This is a genomic window from Herbaspirillum huttiense, assembly GCF_004367745.1.
Classification (GTDB): Bacteria; Pseudomonadota; Gammaproteobacteria; order Burkholderiales; family Burkholderiaceae_D; genus Herbaspirillum; species Herbaspirillum huttiense.
The window spans coordinates 3,008,973-3,031,171 of the sequence record NZ_CP037993.1; the positions used below are offsets into that span (position 1 = coordinate 3,008,973).

Annotated in this window: 20 protein-coding genes; 7 read left to right on the plus strand and 13 right to left on the minus strand. The window is 62.6% G+C overall.

The window, feature by feature from the left end; translation table 11 throughout:
* Positions 1 to 44: 44 nt before the first annotated feature.
* Positions 45 to 830: an SDR family NAD(P)-dependent oxidoreductase gene (locus E2K99_RS13580; RefSeq protein ID WP_134222562.1), complete on the plus strand. Its 786-nt coding sequence runs from the start codon at positions 45 to 47 to the stop codon at positions 828 to 830.
* 66 nt (positions 831 to 896) lie between these two features.
* On the opposite strand, the gene E2K99_RS13585 is transcribed toward E2K99_RS13580, so the two are convergent.
* Positions 897 to 1,145 carry a hypothetical protein gene (locus E2K99_RS13585; protein ID WP_134222563.1) on the minus strand — a complete coding sequence of 83 codons (249 nt, stop codon included), beginning with the start codon at positions 1,143 to 1,145 and terminating at the stop codon, positions 897 to 899.
* Between the two features lie 215 nt (positions 1,146 to 1,360).
* On the opposite strand from E2K99_RS13585, the gene E2K99_RS13590 reads away from it, so the two are divergent.
* From E2K99_RS13590 to E2K99_RS25525, 5 genes are all read left to right on the plus strand, one after another.
* The gene (locus tag E2K99_RS13590; protein WP_240733717.1) at positions 1,361 to 2,140 is read left to right on the plus strand and encodes a substrate-binding periplasmic protein; all 780 of its coding nucleotides are present in this window, start codon (positions 1,361 to 1,363) and stop codon (positions 2,138 to 2,140) included.
* On the plus strand, positions 2,137 to 5,241 hold the full coding sequence (locus E2K99_RS13595) for a bifunctional diguanylate cyclase/phosphodiesterase (protein WP_134222565.1): 3,105 nt from the start codon (positions 2,137 to 2,139) through the stop codon (positions 5,239 to 5,241). Before E2K99_RS13590 ends, E2K99_RS13595 begins: the two co-directional genes overlap by 4 nt.
* 12 nt (positions 5,242 to 5,253) lie before the next feature.
* Positions 5,254 to 5,961, plus strand: a complete 708-nt coding sequence (locus E2K99_RS13600) for a glutathione S-transferase N-terminal domain-containing protein (protein WP_134222566.1) — start codon at positions 5,254 to 5,256, stop codon at positions 5,959 to 5,961.
* 110 nt (positions 5,962 to 6,071) lie between these two features.
* A complete protein-coding gene (locus tag E2K99_RS13605; protein ID WP_240733718.1) occupies positions 6,072 to 7,193 on the plus strand; it encodes a CE1 family esterase in 1,122 nt (373 codons plus the stop codon).
* Positions 7,194 to 7,256: 63 nt separating this feature from the next.
* Positions 7,257 to 7,412 (plus strand): hypothetical protein, encoded by a 156-nt coding sequence (locus E2K99_RS25525; RefSeq protein ID WP_166675069.1) that lies wholly within the window; start codon positions 7,257 to 7,259, stop codon positions 7,410 to 7,412.
* Positions 7,413 to 7,520: 108 nt separating this feature from the next.
* Here E2K99_RS25525 and E2K99_RS13610 read toward each other — a convergent pair whose 3' ends face one another.
* The 9 genes from E2K99_RS13610 to E2K99_RS13650 all read right to left on the minus strand — a co-directional run bounded on the left by E2K99_RS13610 (position 7,521) and on the right by E2K99_RS13650 (position 18,276).
* Positions 7,521 to 7,937, minus strand: a complete 417-nt coding sequence (locus E2K99_RS13610; RefSeq protein ID WP_134222567.1) for a YXWGXW repeat-containing protein — start codon at positions 7,935 to 7,937, stop codon at positions 7,521 to 7,523.
* 86 nt (positions 7,938 to 8,023) lie between these two features.
* Positions 8,024 to 9,289, minus strand: coding sequence for an alanine transaminase (alaC, locus tag E2K99_RS13615; protein WP_134222568.1), 1,266 nt, complete (start codon positions 9,287 to 9,289; stop codon positions 8,024 to 8,026).
* A 326-nt stretch (positions 9,290 to 9,615) separates the two neighbouring features.
* The gene (locus E2K99_RS13620) at positions 9,616 to 10,887 is read right to left on the minus strand and encodes a phenylacetate--CoA ligase family protein (RefSeq protein WP_134222569.1); all 1,272 of its coding nucleotides are present in this window, start codon (positions 10,885 to 10,887) and stop codon (positions 9,616 to 9,618) included.
* Positions 10,888 to 10,899: 12 nt separating this feature from the next.
* Positions 10,900 to 11,757 carry an ABC transporter ATP-binding protein gene (locus E2K99_RS13625; RefSeq protein ID WP_187697641.1) on the minus strand — a complete coding sequence of 286 codons (858 nt, stop codon included), beginning with the start codon at positions 11,755 to 11,757 and terminating at the stop codon, positions 10,900 to 10,902.
* 67 nt (positions 11,758 to 11,824) lie between these two features.
* Positions 11,825 to 13,156 carry an ABC transporter substrate-binding protein gene (locus E2K99_RS13630; RefSeq protein ID WP_205703674.1) on the minus strand — a complete coding sequence of 444 codons (1,332 nt, stop codon included), beginning with the start codon at positions 13,154 to 13,156 and terminating at the stop codon, positions 11,825 to 11,827.
* Positions 13,157 to 13,245: 89 nt separating this feature from the next.
* Positions 13,246 to 14,322 (minus strand): branched-chain amino acid ABC transporter permease, encoded by a 1,077-nt coding sequence (locus E2K99_RS13635; protein ID WP_039787190.1) that lies wholly within the window; start codon positions 14,320 to 14,322, stop codon positions 13,246 to 13,248.
* A 66-nt stretch (positions 14,323 to 14,388) separates the two neighbouring features.
* Positions 14,389 to 15,303: a branched-chain amino acid ABC transporter permease gene (locus tag E2K99_RS13640; protein WP_013234543.1), complete on the minus strand. Its 915-nt coding sequence runs from the start codon at positions 15,301 to 15,303 to the stop codon at positions 14,389 to 14,391.
* A 57-nt stretch (positions 15,304 to 15,360) separates the two neighbouring features.
* Complete coding sequence (locus E2K99_RS13645; protein WP_034334319.1) at positions 15,361 to 16,242, minus strand: ABC transporter ATP-binding protein; 882 nt, start codon at positions 16,240 to 16,242, stop codon at positions 15,361 to 15,363.
* 72 nt (positions 16,243 to 16,314) lie between these two features.
* Positions 16,315 to 18,276 (minus strand): AMP-dependent synthetase/ligase, encoded by a 1,962-nt coding sequence (locus E2K99_RS13650; protein WP_134222570.1) that lies wholly within the window; start codon positions 18,274 to 18,276, stop codon positions 16,315 to 16,317.
* A 289-nt stretch (positions 18,277 to 18,565) separates the two neighbouring features.
* Here E2K99_RS13650 and E2K99_RS13655 point away from each other — a divergent pair, with 289 nt between their 5' ends.
* Entirely contained in the window at positions 18,566 to 19,222 is a 657-nt protein-coding gene (locus E2K99_RS13655) for a Crp/Fnr family transcriptional regulator (RefSeq protein WP_240733719.1), read from the plus strand.
* A gap of 79 nt (positions 19,223 to 19,301) precedes the next feature.
* Here E2K99_RS13655 and E2K99_RS13660 read toward each other — a convergent pair whose 3' ends face one another.
* From E2K99_RS13660 to E2K99_RS13670, 3 genes are all read right to left on the minus strand, one after another.
* The gene (locus E2K99_RS13660; protein WP_134222571.1) at positions 19,302 to 19,763 is read right to left on the minus strand and encodes a response regulator; all 462 of its coding nucleotides are present in this window, start codon (positions 19,761 to 19,763) and stop codon (positions 19,302 to 19,304) included.
* A gap of 292 nt (positions 19,764 to 20,055) precedes the next feature.
* Positions 20,056 to 20,706 carry a response regulator gene (locus E2K99_RS13665; RefSeq protein WP_008329401.1) on the minus strand — a complete coding sequence of 217 codons (651 nt, stop codon included), beginning with the start codon at positions 20,704 to 20,706 and terminating at the stop codon, positions 20,056 to 20,058.
* Positions 20,707 to 22,170 carry a hybrid sensor histidine kinase/response regulator gene (locus E2K99_RS13670; protein ID WP_034334328.1) on the minus strand — a complete coding sequence of 488 codons (1,464 nt, stop codon included), beginning with the start codon at positions 22,168 to 22,170 and terminating at the stop codon, positions 20,707 to 20,709.
* Between the last annotated feature and the right edge of the window lie 29 nt (positions 22,171 to 22,199).

Sequence of the window (22,199 nt, forward strand, 5' to 3'; positions counted from 1 at the left end):
AACATCCCCTGCATTGCTTTCCTCAACGACTTCAGGAGCCTCACATGAACGCAGCAACCGCTTCCAGCAACACTACTCCCCGCATCGCCCTGATCACCGGCGGCAGCCGCGGCCTGGGCAAGAACGCCGCCCTGCACCTGGCCCGCGAAGGCGTGGGTATCCTCCTGACATATGTCGGCAACCGTACTGCTGCCGATGCCACGGTGTCAGAAATCGAAGCCCTCGGTGTACCGGCGGTGGCCCTGCAACTGGACTTGGCCGACAGCGCAAGTGTGCCGGCCTTCGCACAACAAGTGTCCGATGCACTGTACCGGGTGTGGCAGGTCCGCCAGTTCAACTATCTGGTCAACAACGGCGGCATGGGCATCTATGGCCCGATCGCCGAGACCAGCGAAGCGGACTTCGATGCGCTCTACAAGGTGCATCTCAAGGGGCCGTTCTTCCTGACCCAGGCGCTGCTGCCGCTGCTGGCCGATGGTGGCCGCATCATCAACATTTCCAGCGGACTGGCCCGCTTCACCCTGCCGGGCTATGCGGCCTATGCCGCGATGAAGGGCGGCGTGGAAGTGATGACGCGCTACATGGCCAAGGAATTCGGCGCGCGTGGCATCGCCGTCAACACCGTGGCACCGGGCGCCATCGAGACCGATTTCGGCGGTGGCCGCGTGCGTGACAACGCCGAACTGAACGCCTTCATCGCCGGCCAGACCGCGCTGGGCCGGGTCGGCGTGGCGGATGACATCGGCGCGGCGATCGCTTCGCTGCTGCGTGAGGACAATGGCTGGATCAACGCCCAGCGCGTGGAGGTGTCGGGCGGCATGTTCATCTGAACGGAACAAGGCTTCAAGCGATGTCCCTGTCATCTCGACATCAGACATCCTGATCTCCTGAAATCCTCACAGACAGACCGGTGTTTCCATGGCGGAAACTCCGGTTTTTTTGTGCATGGCGCCCCGCTTTCCTGTCAGCTCATCCGTGCCTTTCTGCACTCCCGTGCACATGGCGCGCGGCCGCATCCAGACTGCCGCAGCAGCGCCGGATGCATTCTGTTGCGCAATGGAATCTGCTCGGGTAACATCGCTCGGCATTTGGTGCAGTGCCGTTTCTGCTGGCGTCTCCAGCATGTCAGCAGAGCTGGTGATCACACCACCGTCTCCACGGACGGCAGAGTCAAAACTACAGGACAGGGCACCGCTCTCATGCGGTGATTTCAGGGAAGGACGACACGGCAGTGCGTCGGGCGCGAGATCGCGAAGATCGCGTCACGCTCGTATTGCTTCGTCCATAGGGTGGCGTCTACATAGGGGGCAGTATTTTCAGTCGACTCTTTCGCAATCGCGCAGTGCGTGCCTGTGCGAATGTGGCCACGCTTTTCACTGCCCTGCTGGCTTGTTCCCCTTCCCACGCTGCCGGTCCCGATTGCTCGCGTCCCTATACGCTGGCGCTGCACGATCACGGCCTGCTCTACTCGGCGGCCACCGATACCGGCATCGACAAGGATTTCGCCGATGAGCTGATCCGCCGCAGCGGCTGCAAGGTCAATGTCAGCCTGATGTCGCGTGCGCGCATCTGGCAGCTGATCGAATCGGGGGCACTCGATTTCAGCCTGTCCGGCATTACCAATCCGGAACGCGACAAGTTCGCCGCCTTCGCCTGGTACTTCAGCAACAAGTACTACCTGCTGGTGCGCAAGGATGCCGGCATCACTCAGCTGGCCGACGTCGCGCGCAATGATCGTTTCCAGCTCGGCGTCATCCGCGGCTTCCGCTACAGCAGCAATGCCAACCGCATGGTGGACCAGCTTACGGCTGCCAATCGCGTTACCCTGGCCGGTGGCCTGGAACCGCTTTATGAAGCCCTGCTGCAGAACCGCATCCAGGGCATGATCATGGAGCCCTTCGATTACCCGGTCGTGGAAGAGAAACGCATTCGCGAGGCCACCACCATCATCAGCTTCGAGGATCCTTCCGTACCGCACGGTCTGATCATGTCGCGCAAGGCGCTTGCGCCGGCCGAGCTGGACAAGTGGCGCGCCCTGGTCAACGGCATGCTGGCAGACGGCACGGTGCTGCGCATCTTCCGCAAGTACTTCAATCCTGAACTGGCGGCAGCCATGGTCGAATTCCAGAGCAAGCCGTGAACTGGATACGCCAGATCCTGCTCCCCGTCATCATCCTGGCCACAGGATTGGGCGTCACCTGGACCGCATGGGACCACGAGCGCGAAGCCGCCGCCAAGGAAGTCCACACGCAGTTCGCCTCGGTGCTGCGCGAGACGGTCAGCCGCATCGAGCAGCGCATGGCGTCCTACGAACAGATGCTGCATGGGGTGCAGGGCCTGATCTCGGCCACCGGCAACATCGACCGCAACCAGTTCCGCGATTACGTTGACGCGCTCAACCTGGACGCCAATTTCTCCGGCATCCAGGCCATCGCCATCGAGGAATGGGTACCGGCTGCGCAGCTCGACGCGCATCTGGCCCGCATGGCGCGCCAGGGTGTGGCCGATTACAAGATCCGTCCGAGCGGCAGCCGCACTGCCTATGCCCCGACCATCCTGCGCGAGCCCTATGTAGGCCGCAACCGCATCGCCTTCGGCAATGACCAGTGGGCCGATCCGGTGCGGCGCGCCGCCATGGAAAAGGCGCGTGACTCCGGCATGGCGACCGTCTCCGGCAAGATTGAACTGAGTACTGAAGGACCGGCAGCACCCGCCTTCATGATGTACCTGCCGCTGTACGAGCGCAGCAAACCGCAATCCACCATTGCCGAGCGCCGCGCCAGCCTGATCGGCTGGGTGCATGCCGTTTTTCGCATGAGCGACGTGATCGCCAGCCTGTATGGCGAAAACAGCCGCACCATTGCCTTCACCCTCTATGACGGCGTGACCCAGGAAGCGCAAGCCCTGCTCTACCAATCGCCGCTGGCCAGCGGCCCGATGCATCGCCCGCGCCTGCAGGCCGATGAATACCTGGTGGTGGCCAACCACAACTGGACGCTCTCCATGAGCACCACCGATGCCTTCACCGCCCAGTTCGGGCGCAATGCCGAGCAGCTCATCGCCGTCACCGGCATCGCCATGAGCGTCACGCTGGCGCTGCTGGGCTGGCTGATGATGTCCAGCCGCAAGCGCGCGGTACGCCTGGCGCAGAAGATGACCGTCGAGCTGCGCGCCAGCGAAGAGCAGTTCCGCGCCATCGCCGATTGCACCGTCAACTGGGAAGTCTGGTGGGGCCTGGATGGCCGTCCGCGCTGGATCAATCACGCGGTGCGCGACTACACCGGCTATACCGTGGAGGAATGCCTCTCCATGCCGGACTTCATCGGCAGCATCGTCCATCCGGATGACGAGCGCCGCATCCGCGCCGAACTGGCGCGCTGCATGGATGGCCAGAAGCGCGAAGACGTGGAATTCCGCTGCGTACGCAAGGATGGCACGGTGTTCTGGCTCTCGCTGTCGTCGGCCCCGATTGCCGATGCCCAGGGCCGCTTCACGGGCTTCCGCACCAGCGCGCGCGACATCACCGACCGCAAGCAGATTGAAGCCGAACTGCGCATCTCGGCGGTGGCCTTCGATTCGCGCGAAGGCATGCTCATCACCGACGCCAACAGCAAGATCCTGCGCGTGAACAAGGCCTTCACGGAAATCACCGGCTATACCGCCGAAGAAATCGTCGGCAAGCACCCCAACCTGCTGCGCTCGGACCGCCACGGCCCGGCCTTCTTCCAGGAGATGCGCGAGAGTGTCCGGCGCTTCGGCAAGTGGCAGGGCGAAATCTGGGACCGCCGCAAGAACGGCGAGGTCTACCCCGAATGGCTGACCATCTCCGCCGTCAAGAACAAGGACAACCAGGTCACCCACTACGTCAGCACGCATCACGACATCAGTGACCGCAAACTGGCCGAGGAGCGCATCCGCGAACTGGCCTTCTTCGATGCTCTCACCCGCCTGCCCAACCGCACCCTGCTGCTGGACCGCCTCAAGCAGGCCATCGCGCTGTCGCTGCGTACGCGCACCTGCGGTGCGCTGCTGTTCATCGACCTGGATCACTTCAAGACGCTCAACGACACGGTCGGCCACGAAAAGGGCGACACCCTGTTGAAACAGGTGGCGCAGCGCCTGCTGGCCAATGTCCGTGAGAACGATACAGTGGCGCGCGTGGGGGGTGACGAATTCGTGGTGGTACTGGAGGGTCTCAACGACACCCAGCAGGAAGCCGCGACCCAGACCCGCACCATCGGCGAGAAAATCCTGGCAGCACTGGGCCAAACCTACCAGCTCGACGAGGTGGAATACCGCACCACCGCCAGCATCGGCGCCACCGTCTTCCTGGGCCGTGCGGCCTCGGTGGATGAGCTCATGAAGCAGGCCGACCTGGCCATGTACAAGGCCAAGGAAACCGGCCGCAATGCACTGCGCTTCTTCGATCCCGCCATGCAGACCGCCGTGCTGGAACGCGCCACGCTGGAAGCCGGACTGCGCAAGGCCATCGAGGGCAACCAGCTGTTGCTGCATTACCAGCCGCAGGTGGTCGAAGGCGGCCGCGTCACGGGTGCCGAAGTGCTGGTGCGCTGGCAGCATCCGCAGCGCGGCATGGTGCCACCGGGCGACTTCATTCCGCTGGCCGAAGAAACCGGGCTGATCCTGTCACTGGGCAACTGGGTGCTGGAGACCGCCTGCACGCAGCTGGCCACCTGGGCCAAACGGCCGCGCATGGCGGAGCTGAGCATCGCCGTGAACGTCAGCGCGCCGCAATTGCGCGAACATGATTTCGTGCAAACCGTGCTGGACATCATCGACCGTACCGGTGCCAATCCGCGCCGGCTGAAACTGGAGCTGACCGAGAGCCTGCTGGTGGACAACGTCGAAGACATCATCCAGAAGATGTTTGCCTTGAAGGCTTACGGCGTGGAGTTTTCGCTGGATGACTTCGGTACCGGTTACTCGTCCCTGTCCTACCTCAAGCGGCTGCCGCTGAATCAGCTTAAAATCGACCAGTCTTTCGTGCGCGATGTCCTGATCGATCCCAACGACGCCTCGATAGCCAAGACCATCGTCAACCTGGCGCAGAGCCTGGGGCTGGGGGTGATCGCCGAGGGCGTGGAAACCGATGCCCAGCGCTCCTTCCTGGCCGATGCCGGCTGCCATGCCTACCAGGGCTACTACTTCTGCCGGCCGGTGACGGTCGAGGCCTTCGAAAAATTCGCTCAGGACCGCGATCTCCACATATCCGTTGCCTAGGAGTCCGATCTCATGAGTCACGCTTTGTCCGCCTTCGCCATCAATCAAAAATGGCCGGCGCAACATCCCGACCGCATCCAGCTGTATTCGCTGCCCACGCCCAATGGCGTGAAGGTCTCGATCATGCTGGAAGAAACCGGCCTGCCCTACGAAGCTCACCTGGTCAGCTTCGAGACCAATGACCAGCTGTCGCCGGAATTCCTGTCGCTCAATCCGAACAACAAGATCCCTGCCATCATCGACCCCAACGGTCCCAAGGGTGCGCCGCTGCCGCTGTTCGAATCGGGGGCCATCCTGCTCTATCTGGCCGAGAAGACCGGCCAGTTCCTGCCGGCCGATCCCGCTGCGCGCTATCAGGTGATCCAGTGGGTGATGTTCCAGATGGGCGGCGTCGGTCCGATGTTCGGCCAGCTCGGCTTCTTCCACCGCTTTGCCGGCAAGGAATACGAAGACAAACGTCCGCGCGACCGCTACGTCAACGAATCCAAACGCCTGCTGGGCGTGATGGACAAGCGCCTGAGCCAGAGCCAGTGGCTGGCTGGCGATGCGTATTCCATCGCCGATATCGCCACCTTCCCGTGGATCCGCAATCTGATCGGCTTCTACGAAGCGGCCGAGCTGGTCGGCTTCCAGGACTTCCCCCATGTGGCCCGTGCGCTGGAAGCCTTCGTGGCCCGTCCGGCCGTGGTGCGCGGTCTCAACATCCCGGCGCGCGGCTGACCCGCCCCGCATTGATGGCCAGGTCCGGGGCGCAGGGTGTAAATCGCTTTGCGCCACCGTGGCCTGCGCGTTAACATGGCGTCCATTCCCGCGACCGCATCCTGCCTGCCATGACGAACCGCTTTCCGTCTCGCCCACCTGATCGCGCCCGCCGCTTGCGCCGCCACTTGCTGGCAGCGCTGTGCGCACAGCCGCTGCTGGCCAGCCTGCCGGCACAGGCGATCGATCTTTCCTTGAAGACGATCCGCGTCGGCAATCTGTCACGCGCCTATTTTTCCGAACGCAATGCCGTCGGTGAACCGCAGCCGCTGATCGTCGCACTGCACGCCAGCGGTTCCAGCGGCTCGCTGATGGCGCGCGCTACCGGACTGACCGAGATTGCCGAGGCGGCGGGCTACATGATCGTCTACCCCAACGGCACCGGGCTGGCCATCGATGCCCGTACCTGGAATTCCGGCGGATGCTGCGGCTACGCACAGATGCACAAGGTGGATGATGTGGCCTTCCTGCGCGCGCTGATCGACAAGCTGGTCAAGGATGGACTGGCCGATCCCCAGCGCATCTACCTGGTGGGCGTGTCCAATGGCGGCATGATGGCCTATCGCATGGCCGCCGAAGCGCCTGAACTGTTCAAGGCAGTAGCGGTGGTCAGCGCGGTGCTGGATGTGCCGCCCGAGGCCGTCAAGGCCCCCATGCCGTTGCTGCACATCCATGGCAGCGATGATCCCTTCATTCCCTTCCTGGGCGGCATCGGCAAGCAGGAAGTCTCGCAATTGCCGCGCATCTCGGTGGCGCGCAGCATCGAAACCTTCGTCAAGGCCGATGGTGCCAACCCGCGCCCGACGGTGACTGACATCCCCGATACCGCCAACGATGGCACCACCATCCGCCAGTACACCTATGCCAGCAAGAGCGACCCGCAGGCCGTGGTGCTCTACGAGGTCAAGGGTGGCGGCCATGCCTGGCCGGGTGGCGTGGTGCCCATCGTCAATGGCGGCAAGTCTTCGCAGAACCTCGATACCTCGCGCACCGTCATCAACTTCTTCAATGCCCACGGCGGTGGCCGCCAGAACGAGCAGGTCGATGAAAACCTGCCACCGGGCGCAACGCCGCTGCCCGCCGCCGCGCCTGCGACTACGGTCACGCCGGCGGCCCCTGCTCCGGCCAAGCCTCCCGTACCGGCTGCCCCGGCACCGACACGGCCCGGCATGAAGGGGCTGTCGCCCGGCTGATGCGCCATCGCAAGTCAAATCGCACTATCATAGGCCCCAGCGTTCAACCCTCCCGCCAAGACAATGAAAAGACTCCTGACCAGCATCCTGATCGCCATCGTCCTGTATTTCCTGCTGCCGTGGATCGGCAAGCTGATTCCGCACTACCGCCTCGCGGTCATCTGCATCACGGCGGGCATCGTCTCCTTTGCGGTCTCGGCACTGATGGAAAAGATCTGATCCCGTCCGCCTCAGCGCAACCCGCCAACGACAACGGCCGCAACGTCTTCACGTTGCGGCCGTTTCGTTTCATCACTTCAATTCAGATCAGATCAAACTGACCGCGCTTCAGCACTCGCCTTTGCGCGCAGGGCCCGGCGGGCAGTCGCGCCCGCGTCCCGGCCCACGATGGTCGTCATCGAAATCATCATGACGCGGACCCCGTCCCGGTGGCGGACCACCGCGCCAGCCACCGCGATCCAGTTCCCAGCCGCGCGGTCCCTGGCGCCAGACGGGCTGCGCATAGACATAGCCGGGACGCTCCCGCACCCAATGGCCTTCGCGCCAGATGTGGCGGTAGCCATCCCAATCCCAGAAGCCGGGCGCCCAGACATAGCCATGGCGCGGGGGTGGCAGCGGTTCGGCGCGCGGCGGCGGCGGCGCGCCGATGTTGATGTTCACGGACACTTGCGCCTGGGCAACCGGCAGCACGGCTGCCGACGCTCCCAGCGCGATGAGGCTGGCGAATATTATTTTTTTCATCATACAGAACAGTCAGGGGTGAAGAGTGTTGTGTGACACGCGCCCGGCCGATGCAGTTCCGGCCTTTACACCGGCCCGGCGTGTGCCCGTCAACCGCCCTTGGCGTTCTTGAACATGGTCTTGATGCCACGGATGGCCTGGCGGATGCGCGATTCATTCTCGATCAGGGCAAAGCGCACGTACTCGTCGCCATATTCACCAAAACCGATGCCGGGCGAGACGCAGACCTTGGCCTGTTCCAGCAGGATGCGCGAGAATTCGAGCGACCCGAACTGGCGATACGGCTCCGGGATGCGCGCCCAGATGTACATCGAGGCCTTGGGCACATCGACCATCCAGCCCGCCTCATGCAGGCCCTTGACCAGCACGTTGCGGCGTTTTTCGTAATTGGCGCGGATCTCCTCCACGCAGGACTGGTCGCCTTCCAGCGCCGCGATGGCCGCCACCTGCACCGGGGTGAAGCTGCCATAGTCGTGATAGCTCTTGATGCGCGCCAGCGCCGCCACCAGGCGCGCATTGCCGACCATGAAGCCGATACGCCAGCCGGCCATGTTGTAGCTCTTGGAGAGCGTGAAGAATTCCACCGCGACCTCCCTTGCTCCCGGCACCTGCATGATGGACGGCGCTTTCCAGCCATCGAAGGTGATGTCGGCATAGGCCAGGTCATGCACCACCAGGATCTGGTGCTCGCGCGCCAGCTTGACCACCCGCTCGAAGAATTCCAGCTCCACGCATTGCGCGGTCGGATTGGAGGGAAAGCCCAGGATCATCATCTTGGGCTTGGGATAGCTCTCCCGCACCGCGCGTTCGAGTTCGTCGAAGAAGTCCACGCCCGGGCTCATGCGCACCGAGCGGATGTTGGCACCGGCGATCACGGCACCATAGATGTGGATGGGGTAGCTGGGATTGGGCACCAGCACGGTATCGCCCTTGTCGAGGGTGGCCAGCATCAGGTGCGCCAGGCCTTCCTTGGAACCGATGGTGACGATGGCTTCGCTGTCGGGATCGAAGTCGACCTCGTAGCGGCTGCGATACCAGTGCGCAATCGCCCGGCGCAGGCGCGGGATGCCCTTGGAGGAGGAATAGCCGTGGGTATCGGGCCGCTGCGCCACTTCCACCAGTTTCTCGACGATATGCGGCGGCGTGGGACCATCGGGATTGCCCATCGACATGTCGATGATATCCTCGCCCCGGCGGCGCGCGGCCATCTTGAGTTCGGCGGTGATGTTGAAGACGTAGGGCGGCAGGCGTTCGATGCGCGGGAAGCTGACCGGGAAGGCGTCCGGGGAAGTTGCAGAGGAAGAGGATACGGCAGGCGTGCACGAGGGATCGCGCGAATCGGCGGATTGCGTCATGGGTGTCTTTCACGTAAGCGCCCGGAACCGTCCGAGCGACGTTGGAACTGATGTTCCGCCGGTGATTTTATGCGCGAAGCTTCACGTGCACAAGCGCAAACCCTGCTTGAAAGCCTGATTCCAGACATCAATCTTCATTTACCCGCCATATCCCACTCAACCACCTACCGTTCGGACTGAGTAGGCCCGGCAGGGCCGTATCGAAGGCGCACCGACGCCGCCGCTTTTTTCATGATGAATCGCGGGAGGAGCGCCTTCGATACGCGGCTGCGCCGCTACTCAGTCCGAACGGTAGAGGGTGAGCGCAAGGGAAATCTCTGCCCGTCCTATTCGTATTTGCGGGCGTCCTCAATGACCTTGCCATCGTTGGGCAAAGTCCCCGGCGCCACCAGCAACACATCCCCTCGCAGCTTGGTCACCTCGCGCAGGCTACCGGCCAGCGCATTGACATCGATGGCCGGATCTTCCGGGTCACCCACTTCGCAGTGCAGGGTCATGATGTCATTGGCCATCTCGCCCGACACCACCAGCCGCGCCCGCAAGACATCGCCATGGCGGCGCAGTACGTCCGCCACCTGCGAGGGATGGACGAACATGCCGCGCACCTTGGTGGTCTGGTCGGCGCGCCCCATCCAGCCCTTGATGCGGGTATTGGTGCGCCCGCAGGGAGAAATGCCCTGCACCACCGCCGACAGATCCCCGGTCCCGAAGCGGATGAGCGGATAGTCGGGATTGAAGGACGTCACCACCACCTCGCCAACCTCGCCTTCGGCCACCGGATCGCCGGTGCCGGGCCGCACGATTTCCAGGATCAGGGATTCATCCAGCACCATGCCGGGATGCACCGCGCCCTCGCTCATGGTCTCGTAGGCGATGTTGCCGATGTCAGCCGAGGCATACAGCTGCAGCACCTGCGGCACGCCGTGTTCATGGAACCAGCTGCGCAGCGAAGGCGGCAGTGCTTCGGCGCTGACCAGCGCCCGCTGCACGCTGGAGATATCCGCGCCCATCTCGCGCGCCTTCTCGATGATGATCTTCAGGAACGAGGGCGTGCCGACATAGGCATCGGGCTTCAGCGCCGCCATCGCATTGACCTGCAATTCGGTCTGTCCGATACCCGCCGGGATCACCGCACAGCCCAGCCGCGCCGCCGCGCCCTCGACCATGAAGGCCGCCGGCGTGAAGTGATAGGCGAAGCAGTTCTGCAGGATGTGCCCCCCCTGCAATCCCAGCGCCTTCATGGGACTGGCAAAACGCCACCAGTCCGCGCCCTGCCCCTCGGGATCGAAGATCGGGCCGGGCGACACGAAGAGCCGCCGCAACTGCCGCGCCGGGGTCGTGTTCAAGCCGCCGAAGGGGCTCTCGCGGGTCTGCAGTTCCTTGAGGTCGGACTTGCGCGTGACCGGCAGTTGCGCCAGCGCCGCGCGCGAGGTGATCGCCGCCGCGTCCACGCCAGCGAGGATGCGCGCCCAGCCCGGCGCACTTTGCGCGCGCGCCACCAGTTGCGGCAAGGCGCGCATCAGTGCTTGCTCGCGCTGCTGCGGATCGCGCCGCTCCAGCGCATCCAGTTCGGCCAGTACCTGTGTCGAATCGGACATGATGCCCTCCCCTTACGCCAGCCAGCGCTTGCGGCGGCGATAGAACTTCATGTCGCGGAAATTCTTGCGGCCGCCACCGGAGACGCCCAGATAGAACTCCTTCACGTCTTCGTTATCAGCCAGTTCGCTGGCCGCACCTTCCATCACTACGCGGCCGTTCTCGAGGATGTAGCCGAAGTCGGCATAGCGCAGTGCCACCATGGTGTTCTGCTCGGCCAGCAGGAAGGAGACTTTCTCCTTGCTGTTCAAATCCTTGACGATCTCGAAGATCTCTTCGACGATCTGCGGCGCCAGCCCCATCGAGGGTTCATCCAGCAGGATCATGGAAGGCTTGGCCATCATGGCGCGGCCAATGGCCGTCATCTGCTGCTCGCCGCCCGAGGTATAGCCGGACTGCGATTTGCGGCGCACCTTCAGGCGCGGGAAATAATCGTAAATCTTTTCCAGTTCGTGCTTCACTTCGGCGTTGCTGATGCCGCGCGTGTAGGCACCGGTCAGCAGGTTTTCTTCCACCGTCAGGTGACCGAAGCAATGCCGCCCTTCCATCACCTGGATCACCCCGCGCTTGACCAGGTCATTGGGCGTCATACGGTCCACGCGCTCGCCACGAAATTCGATGCTGCCCTTGGTCACGTCGCCACGTTCGGCGTGCAGCAGGTTGGAGATGGCCTTCAGGGTGGTGCTCTTGCCGGCGCCGTTGGCCCCGAGCAGCGCCACGATCTTGCCTTCGGGCACGTCCAGCGAGACGCCCTTCAGGACCAGGATCACGTGGTCATAGATCACTTCGATGTTGTTGATGGCCAGCGCCTTGGCCACCGCTGCCGTAGCGGCGGAAGGCGCGGCACTGGTCTGGATCGGTGTGGCATTCATGGTCGTTCGCATTCCCAAAAAAGCACCGGCGGCCGTGGGAGACGTGCAGAGCCGCCGGCGCAAGCGCCTACTTCATGCAGGCAGGAGTGATGCCTTTTTCTTTTGCGTATTTCGCGGCCGAGGCCTTGAAGAGCGGGTGGATCAGGTTCTTGTTGCCCTCGATCCAGTCCGACACCAGCACCCACTTCGTGCCATCCCATTGCTGGATCTTGACCTTGCCCGAGCCCTCATGGTTGTCGCACGAGGTCTTGATTTCAGGCAGCAGGCCGGTCGCCCCCAAGGCCTTAAGACGGGCATCGGTGATGTTGAGGTTTTCAAAGCCCCAGCGCACCTGCTCGCCGCTCATGACCTTGCCCTTGCCGTATTTGTCCTGGGCCGTGCGCACCGCTTCCACGGTGGCAATGGCCGCCGAGACGCCCCGGTTGTAGAGGATGGAGCCGAGCTTGTTCTTGTCCTGCATGTTGCCCTTGCCCGCGCCATAGACCACCTTGTCGATGTCGGCAATCACGGGCACATCCTTGCCGGCCACGTTCCAGGTGGCCGACAGGTAGCCCTTGGCAGCGTCACCGGCGGGGATGGTGTCCTCTTCCGAACCGGCCCACCAGGAGCCGACGATCTTGTCACGCGGATAGCCGACCTTCTGCGCGGCCTTCAATGCGGTCTGGTTCATCACGCCCCAGCCCCAGAAGATCACGTAGTCGGGATTCTCCTGGCGGATGCGCAGCCACTGTGCGCCCTGCTCGTTGCCGGGGTGCGCCACCGGGATTTCCACCAGCTTGAACTTGCCGATGGAGGACTCCGCCTGCAGCGCCACGATGGGTTCCTTGCCATAGGCCGAGTCGTGATACAGGAACACGATCTTCTTGCCCGCCAGCGAACCATTGTTCTTGCCGGCCAGGTATTTCACGATGGCCGAGACCTGCATCTGGTAGGTGGTCACCAGCGGGAAGGCATACGTGAACACCGAGCCATCCACCGCATCGGTACGGCCGTAGCCGATCATCACCAGGGGTACCTTGTCCTCGGCGGTCTTGTCGATGAGCGCATAGGAAATGCCGGTGGCCATGGGGTTGATGGCGGTGCCGTGCGTGACCTGGTTCTTGTTCTTCATGCGCTCGTAGCACTCCACGCCCTTGGCGTTGTTGTACTCGGTCTCGCACTCTTCCCAGGACAGCTTGACGCCGTTGACGCCGCCTTCCTTGAGGTTGATGTAGTTGAGGTAATCGACATAGCCGCCGTAATACGACTGGCCATTGGTGCCATACGGCCCGACCCGGTAGCTGGGGATGGCGATGAACTGGTCGCTGGCCTGCGCCAGGACCGGCGCCGCCGGTGCCAGCAGGCTGGCGGCGCAGGCGGTGGCCAGCAGCCACTGCCGCAGATGCTTCATGGTTTTCATGGTCTCGTCTCCTTGTTGTTGTCGTTGCCGACTTTGATCGGAGGCCGGTGCTCCGGTCTCCGCCTACCTCAATCCGGTCCTTGCGGCGCTCAGTGCGGGAACGGCCACAAGCGCAGTTTTTCCTTGGCGATCTGCCACAGCCGCGCCAGGCCGTGCGGCTCGGCGATCAGGAAGAAGATGATCAGGGCTCCGAACACCATCATCTGGATGTGCGAGACCGTCGCATTGGTGAACGGCAGGTGCAGCAGCGACGCCAGCGGCGGCAATGCGTTGTCCAGGAAGATCGGCAGCAGCAGGATGAAGGCCGAGCCCAGGAAGGAACCAAGAATGCTGCCCACGCCGCCGATGATGATCATGAAGAGGATGCGGAAGGACAGGTCCAGCGAGAAACCGTCCGGCTCCACCGAGCCCAGGTAGCAGAAGGCATACAGGGCACCGGCCACGCCGCAATAGAAGGAACTCACGGCAAAGGCGGTCAGCTTGGTGCGCATCAAGGGAATGCCGATCACTTCGGCGGCCACGTCCATGTCGCGCACGGCCATCCAGGCGCGTCCGGTGGAGGAGCGCACCAGGTTCTTGGCTACCAGCGCCAGCACGCTCACCACGGCCAGAACGAAGAGGTATTTGCGCACCGGGGTGTCGATGGCGATGCCGAAGAAATCGATCTTGGGCGTGCTGATCACGCCCGAGGAAGAATTGTTGGAGAACCAGGGAAACTTGGTCAGCGCCCACACCACGAAGAACTGCGCCGCCAGCGTGGCCACGGCCAGGTAGAAGCCCTTGATGCGCAGCGAGGGCAGCCCGAAGAGCACACCCACCATGGCCGCACAGGCCCCCGAGAGCAGCAGCGTGGCAACGATGGGAATGCCCTCGACGCGCAACTGGAAGTTGTAGGCCGCATAGGCGCCCACGGCCATGAAGGCAGCCGACCCCAGTGAAAGCTGGCCGGCGTAACCGGTCAGCACGTTCAGGCCCAGTGCGGCCAACGCAAACACCAGGAACGGCACCAGGATGGCCGAGAACCAGTATTCACTGCCCAACAGCGGCACGCCCACGAAGGCGAACACCATGAAGAGCGTGAAGATGATGCGATCCTGGCGGATCGGGAAGATCTGGCTGTCGGCGATGTAGCTTGTCTTGAATTGTCCTGCTTCACGGTACAGCATTGCGTTCTCCTTGTTCCTGCATGACATCCGTGGCGACATATCGCCAACATTGGAATCAGCAGATTGTCATACGCGGTCGATATGGCGCTCGCCAAACAGTCCCTCCGGTCGCACCAGCAGGAACAGCAGCGCGAACACGTAAGGGAACCAGCCTTCGATGCCACCGAAGTTGCCGCCGAAGGCATCCTGCATGACCGGCGGGATATAGATCTCGGCCAGTTTCTCGGAAGCACCGATGATGAGCCCGCCCACGATCGCCCCGGGAATCGAGGTGAAGCCCCCGAGGATCAGCACCGGGAGTGCCTTCAGGGCCGTCATGGTCAGCGCGAACTGCACGCCATTGCGCGAGCCCCACAGCAAGCCTGCAATCAGCGCCACGAAGCCGGCCACGCCCCACACCACGGCCCAGATGTGCTGCAGCGGAATGCCCAGTGACAGCGCCGCCTGGTGATCATCAGCCACCGCACGCAGGGCGCGGCCCACCTTGGTCTTCTGGAAGAACAGCGCCAGTGCCGCCACCAGCGCCACTACCATGCCGGAGGCGAACAGGTCGAACTTGGAAATGCCGATACCGATGCTGTCCATCACCGACTGGATCGGTTCATCGACGATGCCCAGGTCGATGGGCCGCACCTCACTGCCGAACAGCAAGGGCCCCAGCCCTTCGAGGAAGAAGGTCAGGCCGATGGTGGCCATGAAGAGCGTGATGGGCGGCTGGTTGACCAGCTTGCGCAAGACGAAGCGCTCGGTGGCCAGACCCACCAGGATCATCACCACGAAGGCGCCGATGATGGCCGCCCACATCGGCATGCCCTTCTCCATCAGGCCCACCACCGCCAGCGCGGCGAAATACACCATCGCGCCCTGGGCGAAATTGAAGACGCCGGAAGCCTTGTAGATCAGTACGAAACCCAGCGCCACCAGGGAATACATCAGCCCCGAGAGCAAACCGCTCAGGGTGACTTCGAGGAAGAATTGCATGTCGTCTCCTTGCCTGCCATGTCCATATTGTTTTTATTATTTATATTGTTTTCACATTCAGTGGGAAGTCCCGAGATAAGCCTTGATGACTTCCGGATTGCTCATCACCTCATCGGGCGTGCCGTCGCCGATCTTCTTGCCGTAGTCCAGTACCACGACGCGGTCGGAGATATCCATGACCACGCCCATGTCGTGTTCGATCAGGACGATGGTGGTGCCGAACTGGTCATTGACGTCGAGGATGAAGCGGCACATGTCCTGTTTTTCTTCCACGTTCATGCCGGCCATGGGTTCATCCAGCAGCAGCATGTGCGGCTCGGCCGCCAGGGCGCGCGCCAGTTCCACGCGCTTTTGCAGGCCGTACGGCAGGCGTCCCACCGGGGTTTTGCGGATGTGCTGAATTTCAAGGAAATCGATCACTTCTTCGACTTTCCGCCGATGTTCGATTTCCTCGTTGCGGGCCGCGCCCCACCACAGCGCATTGGAAAACAGCCCCGAGCGCATCTTGGTATTGCGGCCGGTCATGATGTTGTCCAGCACGGTCATGCCCTTGAAGAGCGCGATGTTCTGGAAGGTACGGGCAATGCCCTGGCGCGCGATGCTGCTGGGATGCATGCCCAGGCGCGGCTGGCCGCGATAGAGGATGCTGCCCTTCTGCGGATGGTAGACGCCGTTGATGACGTTGATCATCGAGCTCTTGCCGGCGCCGTTGGGTCCGATGATGGCGCGGATCTCATGCTCGCGCACATCGAAGGAAATATCGGTGAGCGCCTTCACCCCGCCGAAGGACAGCGAAATGTTCTGCAGGTCGAGGATGACCTCGCCGATACGGCGGCCATTGGCGGCAACCGCCGGGGCTTCGTCATCGGGGCTGGTCACGGGCGGCAGGCCCGCGGGCAGGATTTCGGAAGACAGGTGTCGTTTCATGGTCGGATTCATTCAGCAGTGGTCTGGTCGGGCTACGCTGCAAGCCGGCAGCGATGAAGCCGCCGGGACGGGACTGCGTGCTGCTCAGGCGGCGCTTTGCAGCGTCTTGAAGGTCTTGGCGTCGGCAATCCTGAGGTCGGCCGAGATCATGCCCTGGCGGCCATCCTCGAACTTGACCTGGGTCTCGATGTACTGCGACGCATGGCCCGCATAGAGCGCCTCGATCAGGACCGCATACTTGTCGGCGATGAAGCCGCGCCGGACCTTGCGGGTGCGGGTCAGCTCCTCGTCATCGGGATCGAGTTCCTTGTGCAGGATCAGGAAGCGATGGATCTGCGAATCGGCCAACAGCGGATCGGCCACCAGGTCGGCGTTGACCTTTTCCACGCATTCGCGCACCAGGTCGTAGACCGCCGGATTGGCGGCCAGGTCGGTATAGCCGCTGTAGGGAAGATTGCGGCGCTCGGCCCAGTTGCCCACGGCATCCATGTCGATGTTGATGAAGGCCATGCATTGTTCGCGGCCATTGCCGAAGGTCACCGCTTCCTTGATGAAGGGGAAGAACTTCAGCTTGTTCTCGATGTACTTGGGCGCGAACATGCTGCCGCAGGCCATCTTGCCGACATCCTTGGCGCGGTCGATGATTTTCAGGTGGCCGTCGCTGTCGAAGAAACCTGCATCTCCCGTGTGGAAGTAGCCGTCCTGGTCGATGGCTTCGGCGGTGGCATCGGGCCGCTTGAAATATTCCTTCATCAGGCCCGGAGAGCGCACCAGTACTTCGCCATTGGCATCGATGCGTACTTCCACGCCCTTCATGGGGCGGCCCACGCTATCGAGCTTGACGTCGCCCGAGGGCTGCATGCACACCGTCACGCAGGTCTCGGTCATGCCATAGAGCTGCTTGAGGTTGATGCCCAGCGAACGATAGAAGTCGAACAGGTCCGGCCCGATGGCCTCGCCACCGGTATAGGCCACGCGCAGGCGCGACATGCCCAGCACGTTCTTCAGCGGTCCATAAACCAGCAGGTCGCCGATGGCGTATTGCAGGCGCTCCACCAGTGACACGCCCGGCTTGCCATCAAGGATGCGCATGCCGACCCGGCGCGCTACCTTCATGAAGCCATGGAACATCTTGCGCTTGATCCAGCCGGCGTCCTCGATGCGGATCATCACCTGCGTGAGGATATTTTCGTACACGCGCGGTGGCGCAAAGTAATACGTCGGGCCGATCTCGCGCAGGTCCGTCATCACCGTATTGGGCGACTCCGGGCAATTGAGGCAGAAGCCGGCCACGTGCTGCTGGGCGAAGGAATACAGGAAGTCACCGACCCAGGCCAGCGGCAGATAGCAGAGGATGTCGTCGTTCTCATCCAGGTGATCGAACTCCACCAGCGTGGTGGCCGTGGTGATCATCGCGCGGTGCGAGTGGCACACGCCCTTGGGCTTGCCGGTCGTGCCGGAGGTGTAGAGGATGATGGCCACGTCATCGGGCGAACCCGCCGCCACCTCCTGCTCGAAGTAACCCGGATGCGCACGTTCGTAAGCGCGGCCCAGTTCCTGCACGCGGGCGAAGGACAGCAGCTCGGGCTGGTGGTAGTTGCGCATGCCGCGTTCGTCGTCATAGATGACGTGGGCGATGCGGGGCAGGTTTTCCTTGATCTCGAAGACCTTGTCGACTTGCTCCTGGTCTTCGGCCATGACGAAGTCGACGTTGGCGTCGGCCAGCACGTAGGCCATGTCAGCCGCAGGGGCATCCTGGTACAGCGGTACCGGCATGCCACCCAGCGCCTGGGCCGCGCTCATGGCCCAGTACAGGCGCGGGCAGTTGTTGCCGATGATGGCCAGGCTCATGCCGCGCTTGAATCCCAGGGCGGCCAGGCCACAGGCGAAGCTGCGCACCTCGTCGGCCACCTGGCGCCAGGTCGTGGTCTGCCAGATGCCCAGATCCTTCTCGCGGAAGGCCGCCCGTTCGGGCCGTCGTTGGGCATGCGCCAGCAGCAGCCGCGGAAAGGTCGCGGCTTCCTTGTCTTGTCTCGTCTCCACCATTTCCCACCTTCTTGTGCAGGTTCGAAAGATCCGTTTCCTTCATGGGATTGCATGAGGATACGAACCCGGTGTCGGATCAGTCTGTGCTGCCCGGCTTACGCTGCTCTTACTGCGGCAGTCATTGTGTCGGGCATGCCAGCTGTCCTGTCTCTATGATTGGCCAGACTTTTGCCTGAGCCTTTTTTGCGATGATAGTAGAGGCAGTGGTTGCCAGTGGATGTCATCTCACCGACAATTGACAAAACTTTCGATATTGCGACGCATCATCATGGAGACATCAATTCGACGCATGCTGTCCAAGAGCATCTGGGCGCAGGCGCTGACCGAAGAACAGCTGGCCCGGGTGGAGGCCGAGGTGGTCAGCCGCAAGATCCCGGCCGGCGGCTACGTCTGCCGCAAGGGCGATCCGGTGGCGCACTGGATCGGCGTGCACGAGGGCTTGCTGAAGATGAGCAGTGTCTCGCCGGAAGGCAAGACCGTCTCCTTCGCCGGCATGGCCAACGGCGGCTGGCTGGGTGAAGGCTCGCTGCTCAAGGACGAACCGCGCAAGTACGACGTGGTGGCCCTGCGCGAAAGTGAATTGCTCTACATGCCCAAGGCCACCTATCTCTGGCTGCTGGACAACAGCATTCCCTTCAACCGCTTTCTCGTGACGCAATTGAACGAGCGCCTGGCGCTGTTCATTTCGCTGGTGGAATACGACCGCATGCTGGAGCCGGATGCCCGCGTGGCCCGCTGCCTGGCGGCGCTGTTCAATCCCTATCTGAATCCCGGCATCGGGCTGAACCTGCAGATCTCGCAGGAAGAAGTCGGCAACCTCTCCGGCACCTCGCGCCAGCGCGCCAACCAGGCCTTGCAGGTGCTGGAAAAGGCCGGGCTGCTGAAGGTCGACTACGGCAGCATCACCATCAATGACTTGGAAGGGCTGCGGCAATTTCCGGGATGAAACGCTGCTGCGGTCCGGAACCTGAGGACATGAAAAAAGCGCGGCCTGGCCGCGCTTTTTCGTTGGGGTAGCGTCGCTCTCAGGGCGTGGACCGGGCGGGCTCATCCCCGCGCGCCGGACGATTGCGGTTGCGCCAGTAAATGCCGGTATCGGCCACCGTGCCCATGAATTCCTTGGGATCGGTGGATTTGACCACGTAACCATTGGCACCGAGTTCGTAGCTCTGGTTGATGTCGCGCTGGTCGTCGGAAGAAGAGAACATCACCACCGGAATGTGCGAAGTGGCGGCGTTGGACTTGATGATCTTGAGGAAATCGTGACCGCTCATCAGCGGCAGGTTCAGGTCCAGCAGGATCAGGTAGGGATGCAGATCCTTGCGGCTCGCATATTCCCCCTGGAAAAAGAATTCCTCCGCCAGCTCTGCATCGGCAAACCAGGTCAGCTTGTCAGCCAGCTTGCGGCTGCCCAGCGCCAGGCGTGTCAACTCAGCCACTTCCGGGCTGTCGTCGACGAGGATGATGTCATATTGCTCGATATCCATGGATGGATCGCTTTCTTCAATTAATTTCAAGCTGGAACACTTCTTGTCTGGATGACCACATCCCGGCCACCCTGCATCGCGTTGCTGCCGCCTGCCCCGTCCATCCCCGACGCAGCTGCGGGCAGTGCATTTCACTGCTGCCACTGCCCTGCGGCTTGGTTCCAGCCTCGGCGGTCTGCTTGAAACCAGTACCGACGCCGATCTCCGTACTGTCAGGGGATTATTGCACAGGCATTTTCAAAAAAAATCAGAAATTTCCTGAATGTGAAGATCTCTTCACTCAGGTTTTTTGTCACTTGTCCGGCGTGGCAATGCCGGTACGAATCGCATAGCGCACCAGGCCGGGCACGTCGCGGATGTCCAGGCGCTCCATCAGCTGCGCCCGGTGGGTCTCGATGGTCTTGGCGCTGACGTTCAACTGGTAGGCGATCTCCTTGGTATTGTTGCCTTCGGCAATCAATTGCAGGATTTCGCGCTGGCGCGGGGTGAGCACTTCGACCGGCGTGCCGTTTTGTGCAACACGCTTCATATAGTTATCGAGCGCCTCGCGCGAGATGTGCGAATCCAGGTACTGGCGCCCATGTTTTACTTCATACAGGGCTTTTTCCAGCTCGGTGGCGGCCGAATCCTTGAAGAGATAGCCGTTGGCGCCGGCATTCAAGGCCTGCATGACGTATTCCTCGCTGCCGTACATGGACAGCATCAGGAAGCGGATGGTCGGATACTCGCCGCGCAGACGGCGCAGCGCTTCCAGGCCATTCATGCCCTTCATGGCGATGTCCAGCAGCACCAGGTCGGGTTTCAGCTGCGGGATCATCTCGATGACTTCGGCACCGTCGGACGCCTCGCCCACCACCTCCACACCCGGCATGGCGGTCAGCAGTGCCTTGATGCCGCTGCGCACCAGCGCGTGATCGTCGGCCAGCATGATTCGGGTCAGCATTTACATTCTCCTTACGATGGGGGCGACCGGCAGGTGCATGACGATTTCCGTCCCTGCGCCGGGCGCCGAAGTGATGTCCATGGAACCGCCTACCAGCACCGCCCGCTCTTCCATGTTGAGCAGGCCGAAACTGGTACCGGAAATGGCATTGCTGCGGGCACGCTCGATGTCGAAGCCTTTGCCGTCATCGCGGATGCTCAGGTACACCTGGTCCTGCTGGCGGTCGATCTTGACCCAGATGTTCTGGCACTTTGCGTGGCGCAGGATGTTGGTGACGGCTTCCTGCACGATGCGAAAGGCGGTGTTCTCGATGTCGTGGTGCAATTCTTCATCATGCCCGCTGCTCTCGAACCAGCCGTTCACGTTGGCCAGCTTGGACTTCTGTTCCACGTAGGAACGCAGGGCGGCAATCAGGCCCAGATTGTCCAGCTGCGGCGGGCGCAGATCCAGCGACAGGCTGCGTACCTGGGCCAGCACGGCGGTGACGATGTCGATGCCGTTCTGCAGCGACGGGCCTTCCAGCGAGCCGGTCTTCTTGATGGTTTCCAGGTTGATCTTCAAGGCGGTCAGCGACTGCCCCACGTCGTCATGCAAGCCGCGCGCCAGGTGCTGGCGTTCGCGCTCCTGCACCTCGATCACGCGCGAGGACAGCAGTTGCTGGCGCTGGATCGCCAGTTCCAGTTCGCGCCGTGACTGTTCGCGCTCGGTGACGTCGATGGCCAGGCCGGCCACCATGTCGCCCTTGCCTTCCCCACTGATCGGGAAACGCACCACGTCGAGGATGCGCGCATTGTGGTTGTGGTCGAACACGGTTTCCTGGGTGTGCAGCTCGCACTTTTCTTCCAGCACCTTGCGATCGTACTCACGCGAGGCTTCGGCCCCGCCCGTGGTCATCAGCTCGGCATCGGTCATGCCATCCATGTCGTGCGGGGTCATGCCGTAGAAGGCCGACTGCGCCGGATTGACGTAGCTGTAGCGCAGCTGCGCATCCTTGATCCAGGTCGGCATGGGAGCCGCATTCATGAAGGCATTGAAACGCGCCTGCATCTCGCGCAGGGCCTGGGCACTGGCGCGCTGCTTGCGCCGCGCCTGGGCGTCGCGCAGTTCGCGGTCGACCGCGTGCGGCAGGCGGGCGATGGCGCTTTTCAGGAAGTAATCCTGAGCCCCCGCCTTCATCACCTCCACTGCCGTCTGCTCGCCGATCACGCCGGAGACGATGATGAAGGGCGTCTGGTCATTGTCGGCCTTGACCAGCTTCAAGGCTTCGACGCCGGAGAACATCGGCATCGAGTAATCCGAGATGACGATGTCCCAGCGCTGCGCCTGCAGCGCCGCCAGCAGGGCCTGTTCGTCGTCGACCCGTTCCCAGGTCGGATCGAAGCCGCCGCGCTTGAGCTCACGCACCATCAGCACGGCATCTTCTTCCATGTCTTCGACGAACAGTACGCGTAGCGGAATGCTCATGGGACCTTGTTCTCCTTCAGGCTCACGGT